We start from the raw sequence: 17,880 nt of genomic DNA on the forward strand, positions 1-17,880 counted from the left end.
CGAACTTCTATCGCATGGACGATGTCGAGCTGGCCGCGCGTGACATCCCAGCGGGAGCTGTGTCGATCCTGCTCTCGCACACCCCCCAGACGTACCATCGGGCCCCGGTCTCAGCTATCCTGGAAAAGGTCGCCCGTGCGAAAAAAGCGTTAGTGTCACACCACTAGCTGGACTAAGAAGATCCTCGCGATTGGCTGCCGGGGCGTGCTCGATGGCACCGTCAGAAGGACCTAACCATGCGTTTTGTGATTGCCGCCACCCTTGCCTTTGCCATCGTCCAGGCGCAGTCTGCCGCGGCTGCCTCCTCCCAAACCTGCGCTGTGGTCAGCGAGGCCGACATCGCCAAGCTCTTCGACCGCTGGAACGATTCTCTCGCCACGCTCAACGCCACGGAAGTGGCGAAGAACTACGCGGATGATGCCATCCTGCTCCCGACGCTGTCGAATAAGCCGCGCCTGACCCAGGCCGAGCGCATCGACTATTTTGCGCACTTCTTAGAGAATCACCCGCGCGGCAATGTCGATAGCCGCGTCATCAAGATCGGCTGCAACTCAGCAGTGGATGCGGGCACCTACACCTTCACGTTCAAGGACGGCTCTCAGGTTCCGGCCCGCTACACCTATACCTACGAGTACAAGAACGGCACGTGGCTGATCTCCTCGCATCATTCCTCAATGATGCCCGAGAAGGCGTTGGCACATTGAGCACGTAAAGGTTCTGTTGCAACTTTTGACATAGGTCGAGCAAAGGCCAACAGGAACGCGAGTTACGCGACTTCACCGAACAGGTTAGCCATGAAGTCGCGCTGAGCGCCCATGGCATTTGCTGGTGCACAGACAACCTGTCCCTTGCGGGCATCGCCATTGCCTCAGAGCCAGCAATTGTCTGCAAGCTGGTCGAAAAGCTTTTGAAGTCCAGCCCCGACCGGACCAGACGCTTGATGCGCCGGTGGTCCTGCTCGACATGCGGTTGCCCCAAGGCCTCGCGGAAGAACGTCCGGGCGGTACCCGCATCCCGCTTTGGAGAAAGCAGAAAGTCCATGGTCTGCCCGGTCGCATCGACGGCGCGGTAGAGATAAACTCATTCGCCTTTCACGCGAATGCATGTTTCGTCCACACGCCGGGAGCCGTTTGTCATGCGCCGATGCGGACGGATGCGCTGGTCGAGTTCTGGTACATAAGCCTGAATCCAGCGAAACACCGTCGTATCGTCAACTTGGACGCCTCGATCAGCCAACGTGCGAGCGGTCATCGTGGACATGGCTGATTACGAGACGGTTGATCAGTGGCTTCTGGATGAAGCGGATCCTTTGCTTGTTAAGAGCTTCGACATGGAGATTACCACCAACCAGTTCCTCGGGCTATTCAAGCGCTTCAGCGTTGACCTGACGAATGGCGGTCTCAATCTGGCCGGACCTACACCTCCAATAGGTAGCTCAGTATGAGGGGGAGGCAGTCGCCTCCCTCTTGGCCTGGGGTGTCCTGACGAAGCGGGCTCGCGGCTAATTCGCCTGTAGGCTTGCTGGTGTAATAGGCAGGCGAAACGCCGGCTCATACTAAGGTTTGGAAGCAGTTACGACAGGCGATCCAACGCTTGGGAGAAGCGGGGCTGCGATGATCCCAGCAATCAGCACGAATGCCGCAACGATAAGTCCCACCCGCCCATAGACCGCAATAAGATACCCTCTCCTCATTCTCCACCTTTGTGTTATTGAAGTTGCCGGAGTGATGCAGCTTGACTGTGACCAGATCAAGACACGGCTCAAAGCGACTCTCACCATTACTAAGGATCTTTAACGAGTGCACGTGACGTTGAATCGGTTGCTCAGACCGTGGCGATGCCGTTCTAAGCACCCTAGACATCTGATTCAAACATCAACGCTCTCGTTGCGAAGCCAAGTGTAGACGTTTCATGCCTCGCAGAGTCCCATACGGCGACCGCTTGCAGGCATTGTCCATGCACGACGTGGAAATGATGCCCCAGAGCGAGAACGGCATCTTAAAGGCTCCCCCAGACGAACTCGATAGTGGCTCTGAAAGCAGGCGCAGCCGCAAGGGCATGGAACAGATAGAAGCCGTCATCCGACATCTTGGACGTGGAACGGTGCCCCTGGAGCAAGAATGGCTTCTGCGGCCTTCTAATGAAGCGCGCTGCTCCGGCGCATGAGGTATTCCCAGCTTTTGAAGCGCCGAAGGATCCAGGCCACTGCGTCCTCGAAGCTCGGGAATGTTTCCTGCACTCCGGTGATCGGACCGAACCCAGCCTCTACGAACCAACTGCCCCTCAGCTCAGGGTCTTCGCAGTCTTTCGGGCGGCAAACCAGAATGGCTGCAAGCGTGCCGTCCACGAAGACGAGCCGCCCGTCTTCTTCTCCGGTGAAGCCGCTTCCAACGCGAGCACATTGCCAAGTTACTTTCATGCTCGCGAGAGAATGCCCGCGCTGGGATGCAGGGTTCATTCACATATGATGGGCTTGTCTGGTCGCGTACCTACACGGGGATTGGCATTTCGGACTAAGTGTTTAGATGGGATTGTCTAATCGCAGCTCATTGATCAAGTCCTTTCTCGCAATTGCTCAACGATGTCATTGCCGGTCGTTTGACGGGCGGCGAACAGAAAGCAGATATTGCGGCCGCGCTACGTACTCGTTTGGCGCCATTGATGGCCGGTTGCCGGGAGCAGGGTCGTCTTCGCGGTCGACACTGGGAGCATTAGGATCTGTGGGGCACTCAGTCATGAATCAGTTTCAGGAGCCCGCCATCTCACCATGTTTACCTGCCGGTCAGCGAGAGCTGCCCTCGAGCGCTCCATAGCCGCCCCACAAAACCTCATTCTCTCGTGACTCCTGTCTGAGAGGTGGGCTCCAACACCCCATCTTCTCAGGCTGGACGCACCTCGGCAACCGTGCTCGTCACGCCGCGGAGCGGCTTCGTTCAATCTCACGCCAACATGCTCAGCGACAGCCATCCCTGGAAATATGTTGGGCCCCCGACACCTCCTGTCGGCTTTGTGGAGTCCCCGACACGGTGCTGTGTGGCCTAGCGTCCTGCCGCACTCTCATTGAAGTCGTTGAATAATCTGCAGAACATTTCTTCTGCGGCTCTTTCTGCGCAGTTGGCTTGCCTTTTGCAACTTCCTCGTTGCGCGGCGCAGTAGCTGCCGACCGGATCTTCAGGTTTGGGTGACAGCGCGATCAATGGAATGAGGGAAGGGAAGCAACGTGTCAGGGCAGCACCATCAACTTAAGCTGATAAACGCTCCTTCAGGCCATCCCGTGATGCTAGAAGCGCATGTATGATCAAAATATTGTCTCGCGTGGACAAACGTGAATCTCAGTCGCCCTTTACAGGGATCTGGCGCTGACCATGGCCGCGGAGGACGTCGTCTACATGCCGTCATACGTCATTCGCTGCCCGCAGCGCCTGCCGGTCACCTTCCGCCCTTCCATCGCTTAGAGAGTGAAGTGCCACCATGTCCGAACAACCCTTGCCGACGCTGCCGATGTGGCGCGTCGATCACATCGAGCCCTCGCCCGAGATGTTGGCGCTACGCGCCAACGGTCAGATCCACCGCGTGCGCTTCCCGTCCAGGCACGAAGGCTGGTGGGTGACAGGCTACGACGAGGCCAAGGCGGCGCTGTCCGCCGCGGCGTTCCGGCCCGCGGGAATGCCGCCAGCGGCATTCACTCCGGATTCGGTGATTCTCGGTTCGCCGGGGTGGCTGGTCTCGCACGAGGGGGGCGAGCATGCCCGGTCACGCACGATCGTGGCGCCGGCCTTCAGCAACCGCAGGGTGAAGCTGCTCACGCAGCAGGTCGAGGCGATCGCCGCGCAGTTGTTCGAGACGCTGGCGGCCCAGCCCGCCGACCTGCGGCGCCACCTCTCCTTTCCGCTTCCGGCCATGGTCATCAGTGCGCTGATGGGCGTGCTCTACGAGGATCACGCCTTTTTCGCCTGGCTGTCCGACGAGGTGATGACGCACCAGCATGAAAGCGGCCCGCGCAGCGCGTCGCGCCTAGCTTGGGAAGAACTGCGCGCCTACATTCGCGGCAAGATGCGGGACAAGCGCCAGGATCCGGGCGACAACCTGCTGACGGATCTGCTCGCGGCGGTCGACCAGGGCTAGGCGACCGAAGAAGAGGCGATCGGCCTGGCGGCGGGCATGCTGGTGGCGGGGCACGAGAGTACCGTCGCGCAGATCGAATTCGGCCTGCTGGTCATGTTCCGCCATCCGCAACAGCGCGAACGCCTGGTCGGCGATCCATCCCTGGTGGACAAAGCGGTGGAGGAAATATTGCATGTACCCGCCGGGCGCGGGCTGGGACGGCATCATGCGCTATCCGAGGACCGACGTGACCATCGCGGGCGTGCATATTCCCGCGGAGAGCAAGGTGCTGGTCGGCCTGCCGGCGACGTCGTTCGATCCGCGCCATTTCGACGACCCGGAAATCTTCGACATCGGAGGCGACTAAAAGCCGCACCTGGCGTTCTCCTACGGGCCGCACTCCTGCATCGGCATGGCGCTGGCCAGGCTGGAACTCAAGGTGGTGTTCGGTTCGATCTTCCAGCGCTTTCCCGCGCTGGGCCTGGCCGTGGCGCCCGAAGAACTGAAGTTGCGCAAGGAGATCATCACTGGCGGGTTCGAGGAGTTCCCGGTGCTCTGGTGATGCGCGGACGCCGCCGGGAATCGCGATCTTCTCCGCAATTTGCCGGCGCGCCTGGCGCGCGCCGGTCAGATCAGCCAACAGGTAACCAAGATGGACGAGCAAGAAACCACGGCAGCATGCCGGGACGCCTTCGCCGAACTGGCGTCGCCAGCGTGCCACCACGACCCGTATCCGTTCATGCGGTGGTTGCGCGAGCACGATCCGGTGCATCGCGCGGCGTCGGGCCTCTTTCTGTTGAGCCGCCACGCCGACATCTACTGGGCGCTCAAGGCCACGGGCGATGCGTTTCGGGGGCCGGCGCCGGGCGAACTGGCGCGCGATTTCCCGCGTGCGGCGACCAGCCTGTCGCTCAATCTGCTGGCGTCCACGCTAGCGATGAAGGATCCACCAACGCATACGCGTCTGCGCCGGCTGATCTCGCCCGATTTCACCATGCGCCAGATCGACAACCTGCGGCCGAGCATCGCGCGCATCGTCGCAGCGCGCCTGGACGGCATAGCGCCCGCGCTGGAGCGCGGGGAGGCGGTGGACCTGCATCGAGAATTCGCGCTGGCCGTGCCCATACTGGTCTTCGCCGAACTGTTCGGCATGCCCCAGGACGACATGTTCGGGCTCGCCGCCGGCATCGGCGCCATTGTGGAAGGCCTGGGCCCGCACGCCAGCGATCCCCAGCTCGCCGCGGCGGACGCGGCCAGCGCCAGGGTGCAGGCCTACTTCGGCGACCTCATACAGCGCAAGCGCACCGATCCCCGCCACGACATCGTGTCGATGCTGGTCGGCGCACACGACGACGATGCCGACATGCTGTCGGATGCGGAGTTGATGAGCATGCTGTGGGGCATGCTGCTGGGCGGCTTCGCCACCACTGCTGCGACCATCGACCATGCGGTCCTGGCGATGCTGGCGTATCCCGAACAGCGGCACTGGCTGCAGGGAGACGCCGTGGGGGTGAAGGCATTCGTCGAAGAAGTCCTGCGCTGCGACGCGCCCGTCCTGTTCAGCCCCACTCCGCGTATCGCCCAGCGCGACATCGAACTGGGCGGCGTGGTGATCCCGAAGAACGCGGACGTGCGCGTGCTGATCGCGGCCGGCAATCGCGACCCGGACGCCTTCGCCAATCCCGACAGCTTCGATCCCGCGCGGTTCTACGGCACCAGTCCTGGCATGTCGACCGACGGGAAGATCATGCTGAGCTTCGGCCACGGCATCCACTTCTGCCCCGGTGCGCAACTGGCGCGAGTGCAGTTGGCCGAGAGCCTGCCGCGGATCCAGGCGCGCTTCCCCACGCTGGCATTGGCCGAGCAGCCAGCCCGGGAGCCCTCCGCGTTCCTTAGGACGTTCCGCGCACTGCCGGTGCGGCTGCATGCGCAGGGGAGGGGCTGAGATGCGCGTCGTGGTCGACCAGGATCTGTGCGGAACCACCGGGCAGTGCGTGCTGACGCTGCCGGGCACCTTTCGCCAGCGCGAACCGGACGGCGTGGCCGAAGTGTGCGTGGCGACGGTCCCGCAGGCGCTGCACGCCGCCGTGCGGCTCGCGGCCAGCCAGTGCCCGGTCGCCGCCATTCGGGTCATCGAAAGCGACGCTGGCGATGACGAACGCGCCAGCGCCGACCCTGCGCCTTCTCCGGCGGAGGCCGAGTGGCATGCCGCGAAAGACCAACGCAATCCAGGAGGACACGATGGGACGGTTTGAAGGCAAGGTGGCCGGGGTGACCGGCGCCGGCATCGGCAAGGCATGCGCCCTCGCCATCGCACGCGAGGGCGGCAGAGTGGTGGTGGCCGACATTGATGGCTCGGCGGCCATCGCCTGCACTGCGCAGATCGCGGCCGAAGCGGGCCACGCGCTGGCCCTGGCCATGGACATCGCCGATGCGCAGGCGGTGGCAGCGCTGTTCGAGACGGCGGAGCGGCACTTCGGAAGGGTCGACCTGCTGGTGAACAACGCGAGCGCCATGCATCTGACCCCGCGCGACCGCGCGATCCTCGACCTGGACCTGGCGGTCTGGGATCAGACCATGGCGACCAATCTGCGCGGCACGCTGCTCTGCTGCCGGCAGACCATCCCACGGATGATCGCCCGCGGCGGTGGCGCGATCGTCAACATGTCTTCGTGCCAGGGGCTCAGCGGCGACACTGCGCAGACGTCCTACGCCGCGTCGAAGGCGGCGATGAACATGCTGTCGGCCTCGCTCGCCACCCAGTACGGTCATGCGCAGATCCGCTGCAGCGCGGTTGCGCCGGGTCTCACCATGACCGAGCGTCTCCTCGCCAAGCTGGACGAGTGCATGCAACGGCATCTGCGCCGGCACCAGCTCCTGCCGCGCGTCGGCCGCCCCGAGGACGTGGCCGCGCTGGTGGCGTTCCTGCTCTCCGACGATGCTGCGTTCATCACCGGCCAGGTCGTGTGCATCGACGGCGGCGTGCTGGCGCATGTGCCGACGTACGCCGACGGTGGCAACAGCCGCGCCGCGCGGCTTGCCGGCGACACCGCCGAAGCGGCCGCTGCGCCGCGCTGCTGATGGACATGCTGCTCAACCCGCTGGACCGTCGGCACCGGCTGCGGTACGACATCCCGGTCGTGCCCGGCGCTTTCCCCTTGGTCGGGCATCTTCCCGCCATCGTCTGCGACCTGCTGCGGCGCGCGGAACGGACGCTGGGCAGCCACTTCTGGCTGGATTTCGGCCCTGCCGGACACCTGATGACCTGCGTGGATCCGGATGCGTTCGCACTGCTCCGGCACAAGGACGTGTCCTCGGCGCCGATCGAAGAGATCGCGCCCGAATTGCTTGGCGGAACGTTGGTCGCCCAGGACGGCGGCGCGCACCGGCAGGCGCGCGATGCGATCAAGGCGGCGTTCCTGCCCAAGGGGTTGACCCAGGCCGGCATCGGCGACCTGTTCGCGCCCGTCATCCGGGCGCGGGTGCAGGCGTGGCGCGACCGCGGCGACGTAACCATCCTGCGCGAAACCGGCGACCTGATGCTCAAGCTCATCTTCAGCCTTATGGGAATCCCCGCGCAGGACCTGCCGGGATGGCATCGCAAGTACCGGCAACTGCTGCAGTTGATCGTAGCGCCCCCGGTCGACCTGCCCGGACTGCCCTTGCGGCGCGGCCGCGCCGCCCGCGACTGGATCGACGCGCAGTTGCGCCAGTTCGTCCGCGACGCGCGCGCGCATGCCGCGCGCACCGGGTTGATCAACGACATGGTGAGCGCCTTCGATCGCAGCGACGATGCGCTCTCCGATGACGTCCTGGTCGCCAATATCCGCTTGCTGCTGCTTGCCGGTCACGACATCACCGCCTCGACGATGGCCTGGATAGTAATCGAGCTGGCGCGGCAGCCTGTGCTGTGGGACGCCCTGGTCGAGGAGGCGCAACACGTGGGCGCGGTGCCGACCCGGCACGCGGACCTGGCGCCGTGTCCGGTCGCCGAGGCGCTGTTCCGCGACACGCTGCGCGTGCATCCGGCGACCACGCTCCTGCCGCGTCGCGCGCTGCAGGAATTGCAACTCGGCCAACGGCGCATTCCCGCGGGCACCCATCTGTGCATCCCGCTGCTGCATTTCTCGACCTCGGCGCTGCTGCACGAGGCGCCTGATCAGTTCCACCTGGCGCGGTGGCTGCAACGCACGGAGCCGATCCGGCCGCTGGACATGCTGCAGTTCGGTACCGGCCCACACGTCTGCATCGGCTACCACCTGGTATGGCTGGAACTGGTGCAGTTCTGCATCGCCTTGGCGCTGACCATGCACAAGGCCGGGGTGCGGCCGCGGTTGCTGAGCGGCGTCCAAAAAAGGCCGGCGCTATTACCCGACCGCACATCTGCCCATGACAATCCGCATCGGATTCTCATGAGCTGGCATCGCATGCCCCGTGTGGCGAGGCAGCGGCGCCGGCAACACCGCGGCGGCTCGCCGCTCGCCGTGGCCGTCTCCTGGTAGGGACAAGGACATGAACAACATGCAGACCGGTTCCACGCTACACGACGACCGAACTGGCGTTTCCGCGCTCGGCGGACTGGGCGCGCAGGCGCGCGGCGCATCCGGCAGGCTGCTGCCGGAGATCTGGATGCAGGACGGCGCAAAGCGGGTCGAACAGGCGCTGGCGCGTCTTCTCTGCGCCGAAGATGACGGTGAGACCGAGCTGATGGCGGCGATGCGCTACGCCACCTTGCATGGCGGGAAGCGCACCCGCGCCTTGCTCTGTCTGGCTGCCGGCGCACTGGCCGACACGCCGGCGCACATGCTCGACGACGTCGGCGCCGCCATCGAGATGATGCACGCCTGTACCCTGGTCCACGACGACCTGCCCGCGATGGACGACGACGTGCTTCGCCGCGGCCTTCCGACCGTGCACGTCAAGTTCGGCGAAGCCACTGCGATCCTGGTCGGCGATGCGCTGCAGGCGCACGCCTTCCTGACCCTGGCGAGCCTGGATGCGCCGGGCGACAACCGTATCGCGCTCGTGCGCGAACTGGCGCAGGCGGTGTCCGCCGAGGGTGCCGCAGGCGGGCAGGCCATGGATCTGTCGCTGGTCGGAAAGCACGTCGAGCTGGACAGGATCGTAGCGATGCACCGGATGAAGAGCGGAGCGCTAGTGCGCGCGTCCGTTCGCATGGGCGCGCTATGCGCCATCGCGGAGGATGCCGCGCACGCTGCTCTGTACTGTGCGCTCGATCGTTACAGCGCCTGTTTCGGCTTGGCGTTGCAGGTGGTCGACGACATTCTCGACGCGACTGCGGATACCGCGACGTTGGGCAAGACCCCCGGCAAGGACGCGGCGGCGCAGAAGCCGACCTGCGCGTCGATCATGGGGCTGCAGGCAGCGCGCCAGTTCGCGCTGGATCTGTTGCGCGACGCCGGGGAGGCCATCGCCCCGCTAGGGCCGCGTGCGGAACGGTTGGCGCAGATGCTGCAGCGGGCCAACGCGTATCTGTTCAAGCACGCGCCATGCGCATGAGCGCGCCCGTCCGCATGGTGTCGCCCCTGTGCCGCTGCGATCGGCCGGCGGCAGCTGTGCATGCTGCACTGTGTCCGAGCCCGCGGCGCCGATCGCAGCGGGTACCCAGCACGGCCGCGGCGCACGCGGCGCGCTGCGCGCAAGCCTATGCGGCGGACCGGCGCCAGCATCGGGGTGCGTCGCCGCGCCGGAGCAGGGCGGCCGTCCGGCGCTGCCCATGCGCCGGGCCGCGACGGGCCTGCGGCGACGTGCGCGGCGTCTGCCCGATCCTGGTTCTCGTCAACCGTCTGCAGAAGGAACATCCCGCGTGAACGCACTGTCCGAACAGATCCTTTCCGAATTGCGCCACCTGCTGAGCGAGATGAGCGACGGCGGCAGCGTCGGTCCGTCCGTCTACGACACAGCGCGATCTCTGCAGTTCCACGGCAACGTCACCGGTCGGCAAGACGCATACGCGTGGCTCATCGCGCAGCAACAGGCCGATGGCGGATGGGGAAGCGCGGACTTCCCGCTGTTCCGCCATGCGCCCACGTGGGCGGCGTTGCTGGCATTGCAGCGTGCCGATCCTCTTCCCGGCGCTGCCGACGCAGTCCAGGCTGCAACCCGGTTCCTCGAGCGCCAGCCCGATCCCTACGCGCATGCGGTACCGGAAGACGCGCCGATCGGCGCGGAGCTGATCCTGCCGCAGTTGTGCGGCGAGGCCGCATCCTTGCTGGGCGGCGTGGCATTTCCGCGCCACGCGGCGCTGTTGCCGTTGCGGCAAGCGTGCCTGGTCAAGCTCGGAGCGATGGCGACGTTGCCGAGCGGCCATCCGTTGCTGCACTCCTGGGAAGCCTGGGGGACGTCGCCGACCACCGCATGCCCGGATGACGACGGCAGCATCGGCATCAGTCCGGCGGCCACCGCCGCGTGGCGTGCGCACGCCGTGACACAGGGGAGCACGCCGCAGGTTGGGCGCGCCGACGCGTATCTGCAGGCGGCATCGCGGGCGACGCGCAGCGGCATCGAAGGTGTCGTTCCCAACGTCTGGCCGATCAATGTGTTCGAGCCATGCTGGTCGCTGTACACCCTGCATCTGGCCGGGCTGTTCGCGCATCCCGCGCTCGCCGAGGCGGTGCGCGTGATCGTCGCGCAGCTCGACGCCCGCCTGGGCGTGCGCGGTCTGGGCCCGGCCTTGCACTTCGCGGCCGATGCGGACGACACCGCCGTTGCGTTGTGCGTCCTGTGCCTTGCAGGTCGCGACCCGGCGGTCGATGCGTTGCGCCATTTCGAAATCGGCGAGCTGTTCGTCACCTTCCCCGGCGAGCGCAATGCCTCGATGTCGACCAACATCCATGCTCTGCATGCGTTGCGACTGTTGGGAAAGCCCGCCGCCGGCACCAGCGCCTACGTCGAGGCCAATCGCAACCCGCGCGGTCTATGGGACAACGAAAAATGGCACGTTTCGTGGCTGTATCCCACCGCGCATGCGGTCGCTGCGCTGGCGCAAGGCAAGCCCCAGTGGCGCGACGAGCGCGCGCTGGCGGCGCTGCTGCAGGCGCAGCGCGACGACGGCGGCTGGGGCGCCGGTCGCGCGTCCACATTCGAGGAAACCGCCTATGCACTGTTCGTGTTGCACGTGATGGACGGGAGCGAAGAGCCGACAGAGCGCCGGCGCATCGCGCAGGCGGTGGCGCGTGCGCTGGAGTGGATGCTCGCCCGCCATGCGGCGCATGCATTGCCACAGACGCCGCTGTGGATCGGCAAGGAACTGTATTGCCCCACCCGGGTCGTGCGCGTGGCCGAACTCGCCGGGTTGTGGCTGGCGCTTCGTTGGGGACGGCGCGTCCTGGCCGAGGGAGCAGGAGCGGCGCCATGATCCAGACCGAACGCGCGCTGCAGCAGGTGCTGGAGTGGGGGCGTTCCCTGACCGGGTTCGCCGATGAGCATGCCGTGGAAGCGGTCAGGGGTGGCCAGTACATCCTGCAGCGCATCCACCCGAGCCTGCGCGACACCAGCGCCCGCACCGGCCGCGATCCGCAGGACGAAACGCTGACCGTGGCATTCTATCGCGAACTGGCGCTGCTGTTCTGGCTCGACGATTGCCACGACCTTGGCCTGATCGCGCCGGAGCAGCTCGCCGCGGTGGAGCAGGCGCTGGGGCAGGGCGTGCCGTGCGCGCTCCCCGGATTCGAGGGCTGCGCTGTGCTGCGCGCTTCGCTGGCCGCGCTCGCCTACGATCGTCGCGACTATGCTCAGCTTCTCGACGATACCCGGTGCTACTGCGCGGCGCTGCGCGCCGGACACGCGCAGGCGGCAGGGGCGGAACGCTGGTCCTACGCCGAGTACCTGCACAACGGCATCGATTCGATCGCCTACGCGAACGTGTTCTGTTGCCTGTCGTTACTGTGGGGGCTGGACATGGCGACCTTGCGCGCGCGTCCGGCGTTTCGCCAGGTCCTGCGGCTCATCTCCTCGATAGGGCGCCTGCAGAACGATCTGCATGGACGCGACAAGGACAGGTCGGCCGGCGAGGCCGACAACGCGGCGATCCTGCTGCTGCAGCGCTATCCAGCTATGCCTGTGGTGGAGTTCCTCAACGACGAGCTGGCCGGCCATACGCGCATGCTGCACCAGGTGATGGCGGAAGAACGCCTTCCCGCGCCGTGGGGACCGTTGATCGAGGCCATGGTGGCCATCCGCGCGCAGTACTACCAGACGTCGGCCAGCCGCTACCGCAGCGACGCTGCGGGGGGAGGCCAGCGTGCGCCGGCCTGAACGCGCGGGAGGCGGCGGCGTGCGCGCGCTGCCGTCGGTCCGATCCGACGCAACGCCGTCGCCCAATGCGACGGATGGAGCGAGCATGAGCGACACAGCCCTGAGCCGGCGCAAGGACGACCATCTGGACATCGTGCTGGATCGGCGAACGGCGACGGCCACGGCCGCCGCCGGCTGGGAGTACATCCGGTTCGAACACTGCGCATTGCCCGAGTTGGACCTGACGCAGATCGACCTGCGCGCCTCGCTGCTGGGCAAGATCATGCGCGCGCCGCTGCTGATCAGCTCTATGACCGGCGGCATGCCACGCGCCGAGGCCATCAACCGGCATCTGAGCGAGGCAGCGCAAGCCTTGGGGATCGCCATGTGCGTCGGTTCGCAGCGCGTGAGCCTGCAATCCCGCAACTCCCAGGGGCTGACGCGCGCGCTGCGCCGCTTGGCCCCAGACATTCCCTTGCTGGCCAATATTGGCGCCGCGCAACTGCGCGAGGCCAACGGCCTGGACCTGGCGCGCCAGGCGGTGGATGCGCTGGAGGCCGATGGACTCATCGTCCATCTCAATCCGCTGCAGGAAGCGGTACAGCCGGAGGGCGACCGCGACTGGCGCGGCGTCCTGGCGCAGATCGCTCGCGCCGCGCGCAGCGTGGGCGTGCCGATCGTGGCCAAGGAAGTGGGGTCGGGCCTGTCCGCCTCGGTGGCCTGTGCGCTCGTCGAGGCGGGCGTGGCGGTGATCGATGTCGCCGGCGCCGGCGGCACCAGTTGGGCCGCGGTGGAGGGCGAGCGCGCCCGCGATGCCGCCGACCGTGCAGTGGCGATGGCGTTCGCCGATTGGGGGATTCCGACCCCGGCCAGCGTGCAGGCGGTACGTCGGGCGCTGCCAACGGTGAAGCTGATCGCGTCGGGCGGGATCCGCGACGGTGTCGACGTGGCCAAGGCCATCCGCCTGGGCGCGGACATCGCCGGGCAGGCGGCCGGCGTGCTGCGCGCGGCGACGGTGTCCACCGAGGCGGTTGTCGCGCATTTCGAGATCGTCATCCGCCAATTGGCCGTCGCCTGCTTCTGCACCGGCTCGGCTGATCTGGCGGCGTTGCGTCAGGCGCGCTTGTTGCCCTCGGCGCATCTGCCCGCCGGTTGGACTTGCTTCGAAAAAGATACTGCTGGCGAATGAACCTCGTCCGTATTAGTGCATGGCTCGCGGGCACGCCACTTGCACGAACACGTCAATCCGCATTTACTAAGCTCATGATGGCTCCCACTCCAGGATGAGGAGTTCGCCAGCAGTATCGAAAAACTGGAGAGCCTCTCATGAAGCAGGAGGATCTCCATGCCCGAGACACGCTTTACGAAGGAGTTTCGGGACGAGGCTGTGCGGCTCGCCCTGACCAGCGGCCGCAGCCGGCGCGAAATTGCCGCGGATCTCGGCGTCGGCCTGTCGACTCTGCGCCACTGGCTCGACCGCCGTCGCGAGCGTGAGATCGAGAATCCGCCCGAGGAGCGGCAGGAGGATATGGCAGCCGAATTGAAGCGGCTGCGGCGCGAGAACGAGATCCTGCGCCAGGAACGGGAGATCCTCAAAAAGGCCACCACGGCTAATGGCATGGACCGGCCGTGCTCCCGGGTGGAGCATGGGAGGGCGGGATTGTCCCGCAGGCAAGGAGCCATGCCATGTCACACCAGACCACAACCGAGGCCATCGCCACGATCGGCATCGACCTGGGCAAGAACACCTTCCACCTCATTGGCATGGATGCCCGCGGCAAGATCCTGCTGCGCCGCAAGATCGCGCGCGGGCAGCTGCAATCCTGCCTGGCTAACGTGCCGGTCTGTCTCATCGGAATGGAGGCCTGCGCCGGGGCTCATCATGTTGGGCGTCAGCTCGCAGCTTTTGGCCATGACGTGCGCCTGCTGCCGGCCCAGTACGTCAAACCGTTTCTCAAGGGTCACAAGAATGACTACCGCGATGCCGAAGCCATTGCCGAGGCGGTCCAGCGCCCGACCATGCGTCCGGTGCCGCTGAAGTCGGCCGAACAACTTGATCTCCAAGCGCTTCATCGGGTGCGCCGCCGCCGGATCGGCCAGCGCACGGCGGTGATCAACCAGATCCGCGCCTTCCTCCTCGAATGCGGCCTTCCGGTGCGTCAGGGGCTTGCGGGCTTGCGCGAGGCTCTGCCCACGCTCCTGTCTCAACGCACGGACGTGCTCTCGCCGCGGATGATCCACCTGATCGAGGATCTATCAGACGATTGGCGGCAGTTGGACGAACGCATCGAGACGCTGACCCGGGACATCACGGCCCTGGCGCGAGAGGACGCGGGCTGCCGGCGGTTGATGGATGTCCCGGGTGTCGGGGTGATCACCGCCAGCGCTATGGTGGCAGCGATTGGAACCGGAGCAGCCTTCAGCAAAGGCCGTGACTTCGCCGCCTGGCTCGGGCTGGTGCCCAAGCAGATCTCGACCGGCAATCGCACCATCCTGGGCGGCCTCTCCAAGCGTGGAAACCGCTACTTGCGCACCCTGTTCGTAGGCGGCGCGCAGGCTATTCTGCAGCACCCCCAAAACTGGCAAAGACACCGCTTTGGACACTGGTTGACAGCCGCGTTGACTAGGCTGCATCGGAATGTGCTGGCTGCCGCGTTGGCCAACAAGCTGGCGCGCATCGCCTGGAGCGTGTTGTACCGCGAAAGAGGCTATGACGCGGGGATTGCCGCCCAGGTGCCGTAAGACCGCTTGAGCAGCAGGCGTTTCGGCTATCGAGTTCCCACCGAGGTTTGCGGGAAGGATGTGACAGGATGGATGAACGGTTGCCCGGCGCACGGGAAGCCTGAGCGAAAAAATGGCCCGTTGAGGTCTCACCGCTAAAAAGGCCCAGTGCGCGCGGATTTCCATGATGGCCCGGAGCAGGTGCTCCACCCAGAGGCCGGATAGATTGATGCAAACCGTCTCTCATCCAATCTGAAGCACCCTCTTGCAACGCACGGCCGGTCCATAGATTTTCGCCAAGGAGGGAAGTCGATGAAGTTCCAGTTCATCGATGTGGCGAAAGAGAGCTTCCCCGTCCAGCGCCTGTGCCAGGTTCTTGGTGTCAGCCCCAGCGGCTATTTCGCCTGGAGAAGCCGTCCGGCCAGTAGCCGTCAGCGCGAGGATCTGGTGCTGCTGGCTCACATTCGCTCGGCCTTTGCCCGCTCCAACGGGACCTACGGCAGCCCGCGCGTGACCCGCGAGCTGCAGGATGAGGGCCTGACGGTCGGGCGACGCCGCACGGCTCGGCTGATGCGCGAGAATGGCCTCAAGGCTCGCCAGAAGCGCCGGTTCAAACGCACCACCGACAGCCATCATGCCTTTCCTATTGCTCCCAACCTACTGGAGCAGGACTTCGCGGCCGAGCGCCCGAACCAGAAATGGAACGCGGATATCTCGTACGTGTGGACGAGTGAGGGATGGCTGTACCTGGCCGTTGTGCTCGACCTGTTTGCTCGACGGGTGGTTGGCTGGGCGATCAGTGACCGGCTGCACAAGGAGTTGGCGCTCGAGGCGTTGCGCAAGGCTCTGGCAATCCGAAGACATGGTGAGAGGCTGACCCATCACGCGGATCGCGGCAGTCAGTATTGTTCGATTGAGTATCAGGCCGAGTTGAGGAAGCACGGCATCGGGATCTCGATATCCGGCAAAGGCAACTGTTATGATAATTCGGTGGTCGAGACCTTCTTCAAGACCTTGAAGTCCGAACTGGTCTGGCGCACGGTGTTCCAGCCCAGAGCTGAGGCCAAGGCGGCGATCGGTCGTTACATCGACGGATTCTACAACCCCGCCCGGCGTCATTCGACACTTGACTATGTCAGTCCGGTTCAGTTTGAAAGGCTGGCCGGATAGCTGCCAAAACGCTCTCCAAAAAAGCGGAGCAGGTCCATTCGGCGTATGCCGCAGCTTGATTGATTACTCAGGCGCGAGCGCTGAACCAGGCCGGGTTTTCTCGTACATCCACAGAACGCCTACGCCAGCTTATCGTCAGCCGGGCTGACTATCGTGCGCTGCAGGGCATAACCAGCCTCGAAAATGATGCTCCTTAGGAGTGCGAATCGTCATGTACGGTCGAATTGGTGGCTTTTCCGGTGAATGGACACGCAATGGCGTGGCTGACGAAACAAATTCGTGGACAGCCGACAGCGAGCGAACCCAAAGTTTCTCGGACACTTTCGCCAACATGCACTTAGCCACAGCCGACTCCAACGCTCGCTCATCTTCGCCAGCACCGGCGTATTCCCTCGTTCCCAAACCTCCTGTGGTGGAGATCGACAAGTTTACATTCAGGGAGGAAGCGAAGGCCTTTCATAGTAAAGAAATAGAAGATATCGCCAGCAATCCGCAGGAGTATTCGGATTTCGTATCCACACGAGCCAAGAATGCCGCAGAGGTCGCAAAGAAATACGGCACCACTAAAGATTCAGAGCAAGCGCGATACTTCAGCTATAGATTAGGAAGTAAAACTGTCGCCCTCCTACGAACGGAAGGCGGATGCCCTATGACTGACTTCAAAGGCGAAAAGTGGCGGGAACTGTTTCCTGAGCGAACTGACATCACCTCCACTGTCGATCTTCGGGTTACTCATCCGCTTGTCGAGAACGCGGGCGATATTCTGCTGGAGTATCAACTTCGGCTCGACGGCGAACGACCGTTGCTCCTCTCTCGCCCTGGCAACCCGGAAGCAAAAGCCCGCGCGGCGAAGATGGGGTTCGTCGAAGTGGACGATTGCAATATGGTACTTGATCCTACCCAGCATTCCGACAAATGGACAACGAACAGCGCCGGTGAATGGCTGCGTGCAAACAGACCTCAACAATTTCTCTGCAAAGTTGAGGAAAGTGAGAGCAGAGATAACCCTGTAGCAAGCTCCGGCTACGCGTACGAGGACGACTTTATGTGAACTTAGCTCGAGTTCTGCCGCCGCACGGCCGGCAGCTTCAGATCGCGCATGTTCGCCAGGAAGGCTTCCGCTTCGATCTCGATGGCTTGGGCCAAGAGCTTGCGGGCGCCCGCCCTGAGAATATCGGTCAGAGGATCATCGATCTCGTCGTGCTGACGAAGGCGGACAATGTTGGTAGTCTCGTTCATGACGTATCGCTCTCCCGAAGAGGTTCTGGCAGGCTCGTCACCCGCCTCGATACGTCGCCTTTCTCACACCGTCATCACCCTGATCCTCCCTCGCGTTGGTGGACACCTTTGCTAAGCTCCTGTGGGAGTTGGAAGGTGTTTGATGACGAAGACGAGACGGGACTTCACCCCAGAGTTCAAACGAGAGGCCGTTGCACTTTTGGAGAGCAGCGGGCGACCCCTCATGCAGATCGCAACGGAGTTAGGGATTTCTCCCTCCATGCTGCGCAACTGGCGGGCGGTTGTGAATGGGGGCCTTCCTCGATCCAGGGCTGGTACCAGAACCCCAACGTCCAGCGCCTCTCCCATGGCCTCTCCGGCCGATCAGGCGGCGGAGATCGCGCGGCTCCG

General features: G+C 64.6%; 12 protein-coding genes and 6 pseudogenes. 16 read left to right on the plus strand and 2 right to left on the minus strand.

Annotation, left to right across the window (positions count from 1 at the left end):
* The first annotated feature begins 236 nt into the window (after nt 1-236).
* Complete coding sequence (locus AA309_RS24410) at nt 237-704, plus strand: SgcJ/EcaC family oxidoreductase (RefSeq protein ID WP_047191639.1); 468 nt, start codon at nt 237-239, stop codon at nt 702-704.
* A gap of 62 nt (nt 705-766) precedes the next feature.
* On the opposite strand, the pseudogene AA309_RS37845 reads toward AA309_RS24410, so the two are convergent.
* Nucleotides 767-1,242: pseudogene (locus AA309_RS37845) on the minus strand (IS6 family transposase); the annotation flags it as partial.
* 16 nt (nt 1,243-1,258) lie between these two features.
* Here AA309_RS37845 and AA309_RS24415 point away from each other — a divergent pair.
* The 14 genes and pseudogenes from AA309_RS24415 (at nt 1,259) to AA309_RS24485 (ending at nt 17,302) form a co-directional block, all read left to right on the plus strand.
* Nucleotides 1,259-1,444, plus strand: a complete 186-nt coding sequence (locus AA309_RS24415) for a hypothetical protein (RefSeq protein ID WP_150117730.1) — start codon at nt 1,259-1,261, stop codon at nt 1,442-1,444.
* 2,027 nt (nt 1,445-3,471) lie between these two features.
* Nucleotides 3,472-4,666: pseudogene (locus AA309_RS24425) on the plus strand (cytochrome P450).
* Nucleotides 4,667-4,756: 90 nt separating this feature from the next.
* On the plus strand, nt 4,757-6,049 hold the full coding sequence (locus AA309_RS24430; RefSeq protein WP_047191651.1) for a cytochrome P450: 1,293 nt from the start codon (nt 4,757-4,759) through the stop codon (nt 6,047-6,049).
* A gap of 1 nt (nt 6,050) precedes the next feature.
* Complete coding sequence (locus AA309_RS24435) at nt 6,051-6,359, plus strand: ferredoxin (protein WP_047191642.1); 309 nt, start codon at nt 6,051-6,053, stop codon at nt 6,357-6,359.
* Nucleotides 6,346-7,185 carry an SDR family oxidoreductase gene (locus AA309_RS24440; protein ID WP_047191643.1) on the plus strand — a complete coding sequence of 280 codons (840 nt, stop codon included), beginning with the start codon at nt 6,346-6,348 and terminating at the stop codon, nt 7,183-7,185. The genes AA309_RS24435 and AA309_RS24440 overlap by 14 nt, the downstream gene beginning before the upstream one ends.
* Nucleotides 7,185-8,520: pseudogene (locus AA309_RS24445) on the plus strand (cytochrome P450). Before AA309_RS24440 ends, AA309_RS24445 begins: the two are co-directional and overlap by 1 nt.
* A gap of 105 nt (nt 8,521-8,625) precedes the next feature.
* Nucleotides 8,626-9,624, plus strand: a complete 999-nt coding sequence (locus AA309_RS24450; protein ID WP_047191652.1) for a polyprenyl synthetase family protein — start codon at nt 8,626-8,628, stop codon at nt 9,622-9,624.
* A gap of 307 nt (nt 9,625-9,931) precedes the next feature.
* Nucleotides 9,932-11,482, plus strand: coding sequence for a hypothetical protein (locus AA309_RS24455; protein WP_047191644.1), 1,551 nt, complete (start codon nt 9,932-9,934; stop codon nt 11,480-11,482).
* The gene (locus tag AA309_RS24460; RefSeq protein WP_047191645.1) at nt 11,479-12,381 is read left to right on the plus strand and encodes a terpene synthase family protein; all 903 of its coding nucleotides are present in this window, start codon (nt 11,479-11,481) and stop codon (nt 12,379-12,381) included. The genes AA309_RS24455 and AA309_RS24460 overlap by 4 nt, the downstream gene beginning before the upstream one ends.
* 85 nt (nt 12,382-12,466) lie before the next feature.
* Complete coding sequence (gene fni / locus AA309_RS24465; protein ID WP_047191653.1) at nt 12,467-13,549, plus strand: type 2 isopentenyl-diphosphate Delta-isomerase; 1,083 nt, start codon at nt 12,467-12,469, stop codon at nt 13,547-13,549.
* A 156-nt stretch (nt 13,550-13,705) separates the two neighbouring features.
* Nucleotides 13,706-13,966 (plus strand): annotated as a pseudogene (locus tag AA309_RS33510) (transposase); the annotation flags it as partial.
* 80 nt (nt 13,967-14,046) lie between these two features.
* A complete protein-coding gene (locus AA309_RS24475) occupies nt 14,047-15,102 on the plus strand; it encodes an IS110 family RNA-guided transposase (protein ID WP_047191647.1) in 1,056 nt (351 codons plus the stop codon).
* Nucleotides 15,103-15,372: 270 nt separating this feature from the next.
* Nucleotides 15,373-16,251: pseudogene (locus AA309_RS24480) on the plus strand (IS3 family transposase); the annotation flags it as partial.
* 211 nt (nt 16,252-16,462) lie between these two features.
* Complete coding sequence (locus AA309_RS24485) at nt 16,463-17,302, plus strand: hypothetical protein (protein WP_047191649.1); 840 nt, start codon at nt 16,463-16,465, stop codon at nt 17,300-17,302.
* A gap of 32 nt (nt 17,303-17,334) precedes the next feature.
* On the opposite strand, the pseudogene AA309_RS24490 reads toward AA309_RS24485, so the two are convergent.
* A pseudogene (locus AA309_RS24490) lies at nt 17,335-17,490 on the minus strand (IS256 family transposase); the annotation flags it as partial.
* 142 nt (nt 17,491-17,632) lie between these two features.
* On the opposite strand from AA309_RS24490, the gene AA309_RS33515 reads away from it, so the two are divergent.
* Nucleotides 17,633-17,880, plus strand: a 248-nt coding sequence (locus tag AA309_RS33515; protein ID WP_150117731.1) for a transposase, incomplete at its 3' end; no start/stop codon positions are given.

Origin of the sequence: Microvirga vignae, assembly GCF_001017175.1 — a bacterium.
GTDB classification, from domain to species: domain Bacteria; phylum Pseudomonadota; class Alphaproteobacteria; order Rhizobiales; family Beijerinckiaceae; genus Microvirga; species Microvirga vignae.

Bases quoted from the DNA above. Each gene is read 5' to 3' on its own strand.
- AA309_RS24440 (WP_047191643.1), top strand. From the start codon at position 6,346: ATGGGACGGTTTGAAGGCAAGGTGGCCGGGGTGACCGGCGCCGGCATC.
- AA309_RS24460 (WP_047191645.1), top strand. From the start codon at position 11,479: ATGATCCAGACCGAACGCGCGCTGCAGCAGGTGCTGGAGTGGGGGCGT.
- AA309_RS24415 (WP_150117730.1), top strand. From the start codon at position 1,259: ATGGCTGATTACGAGACGGTTGATCAGTGGCTTCTGGATGAAGCGGAT.
- AA309_RS24430 (WP_047191651.1), top strand. From the start codon at position 4,757: ATGGACGAGCAAGAAACCACGGCAGCATGCCGGGACGCCTTCGCCGAA.
- AA309_RS24475 (WP_047191647.1), top strand. From the start codon at position 14,047: ATGTCACACCAGACCACAACCGAGGCCATCGCCACGATCGGCATCGAC.
- AA309_RS24435 (WP_047191642.1), top strand. From the start codon at position 6,051: ATGCGCGTCGTGGTCGACCAGGATCTGTGCGGAACCACCGGGCAGTGC.
- AA309_RS24410 (WP_047191639.1), top strand. From the start codon at position 237: ATGCGTTTTGTGATTGCCGCCACCCTTGCCTTTGCCATCGTCCAGGCG.
- AA309_RS24485 (WP_047191649.1), top strand. From the start codon at position 16,463: ATGTACGGTCGAATTGGTGGCTTTTCCGGTGAATGGACACGCAATGGC.
- AA309_RS24450 (WP_047191652.1), top strand. From the start codon at position 8,626: ATGCAGACCGGTTCCACGCTACACGACGACCGAACTGGCGTTTCCGCG.
- fni (WP_047191653.1), top strand. From the start codon at position 12,467: ATGAGCGACACAGCCCTGAGCCGGCGCAAGGACGACCATCTGGACATC.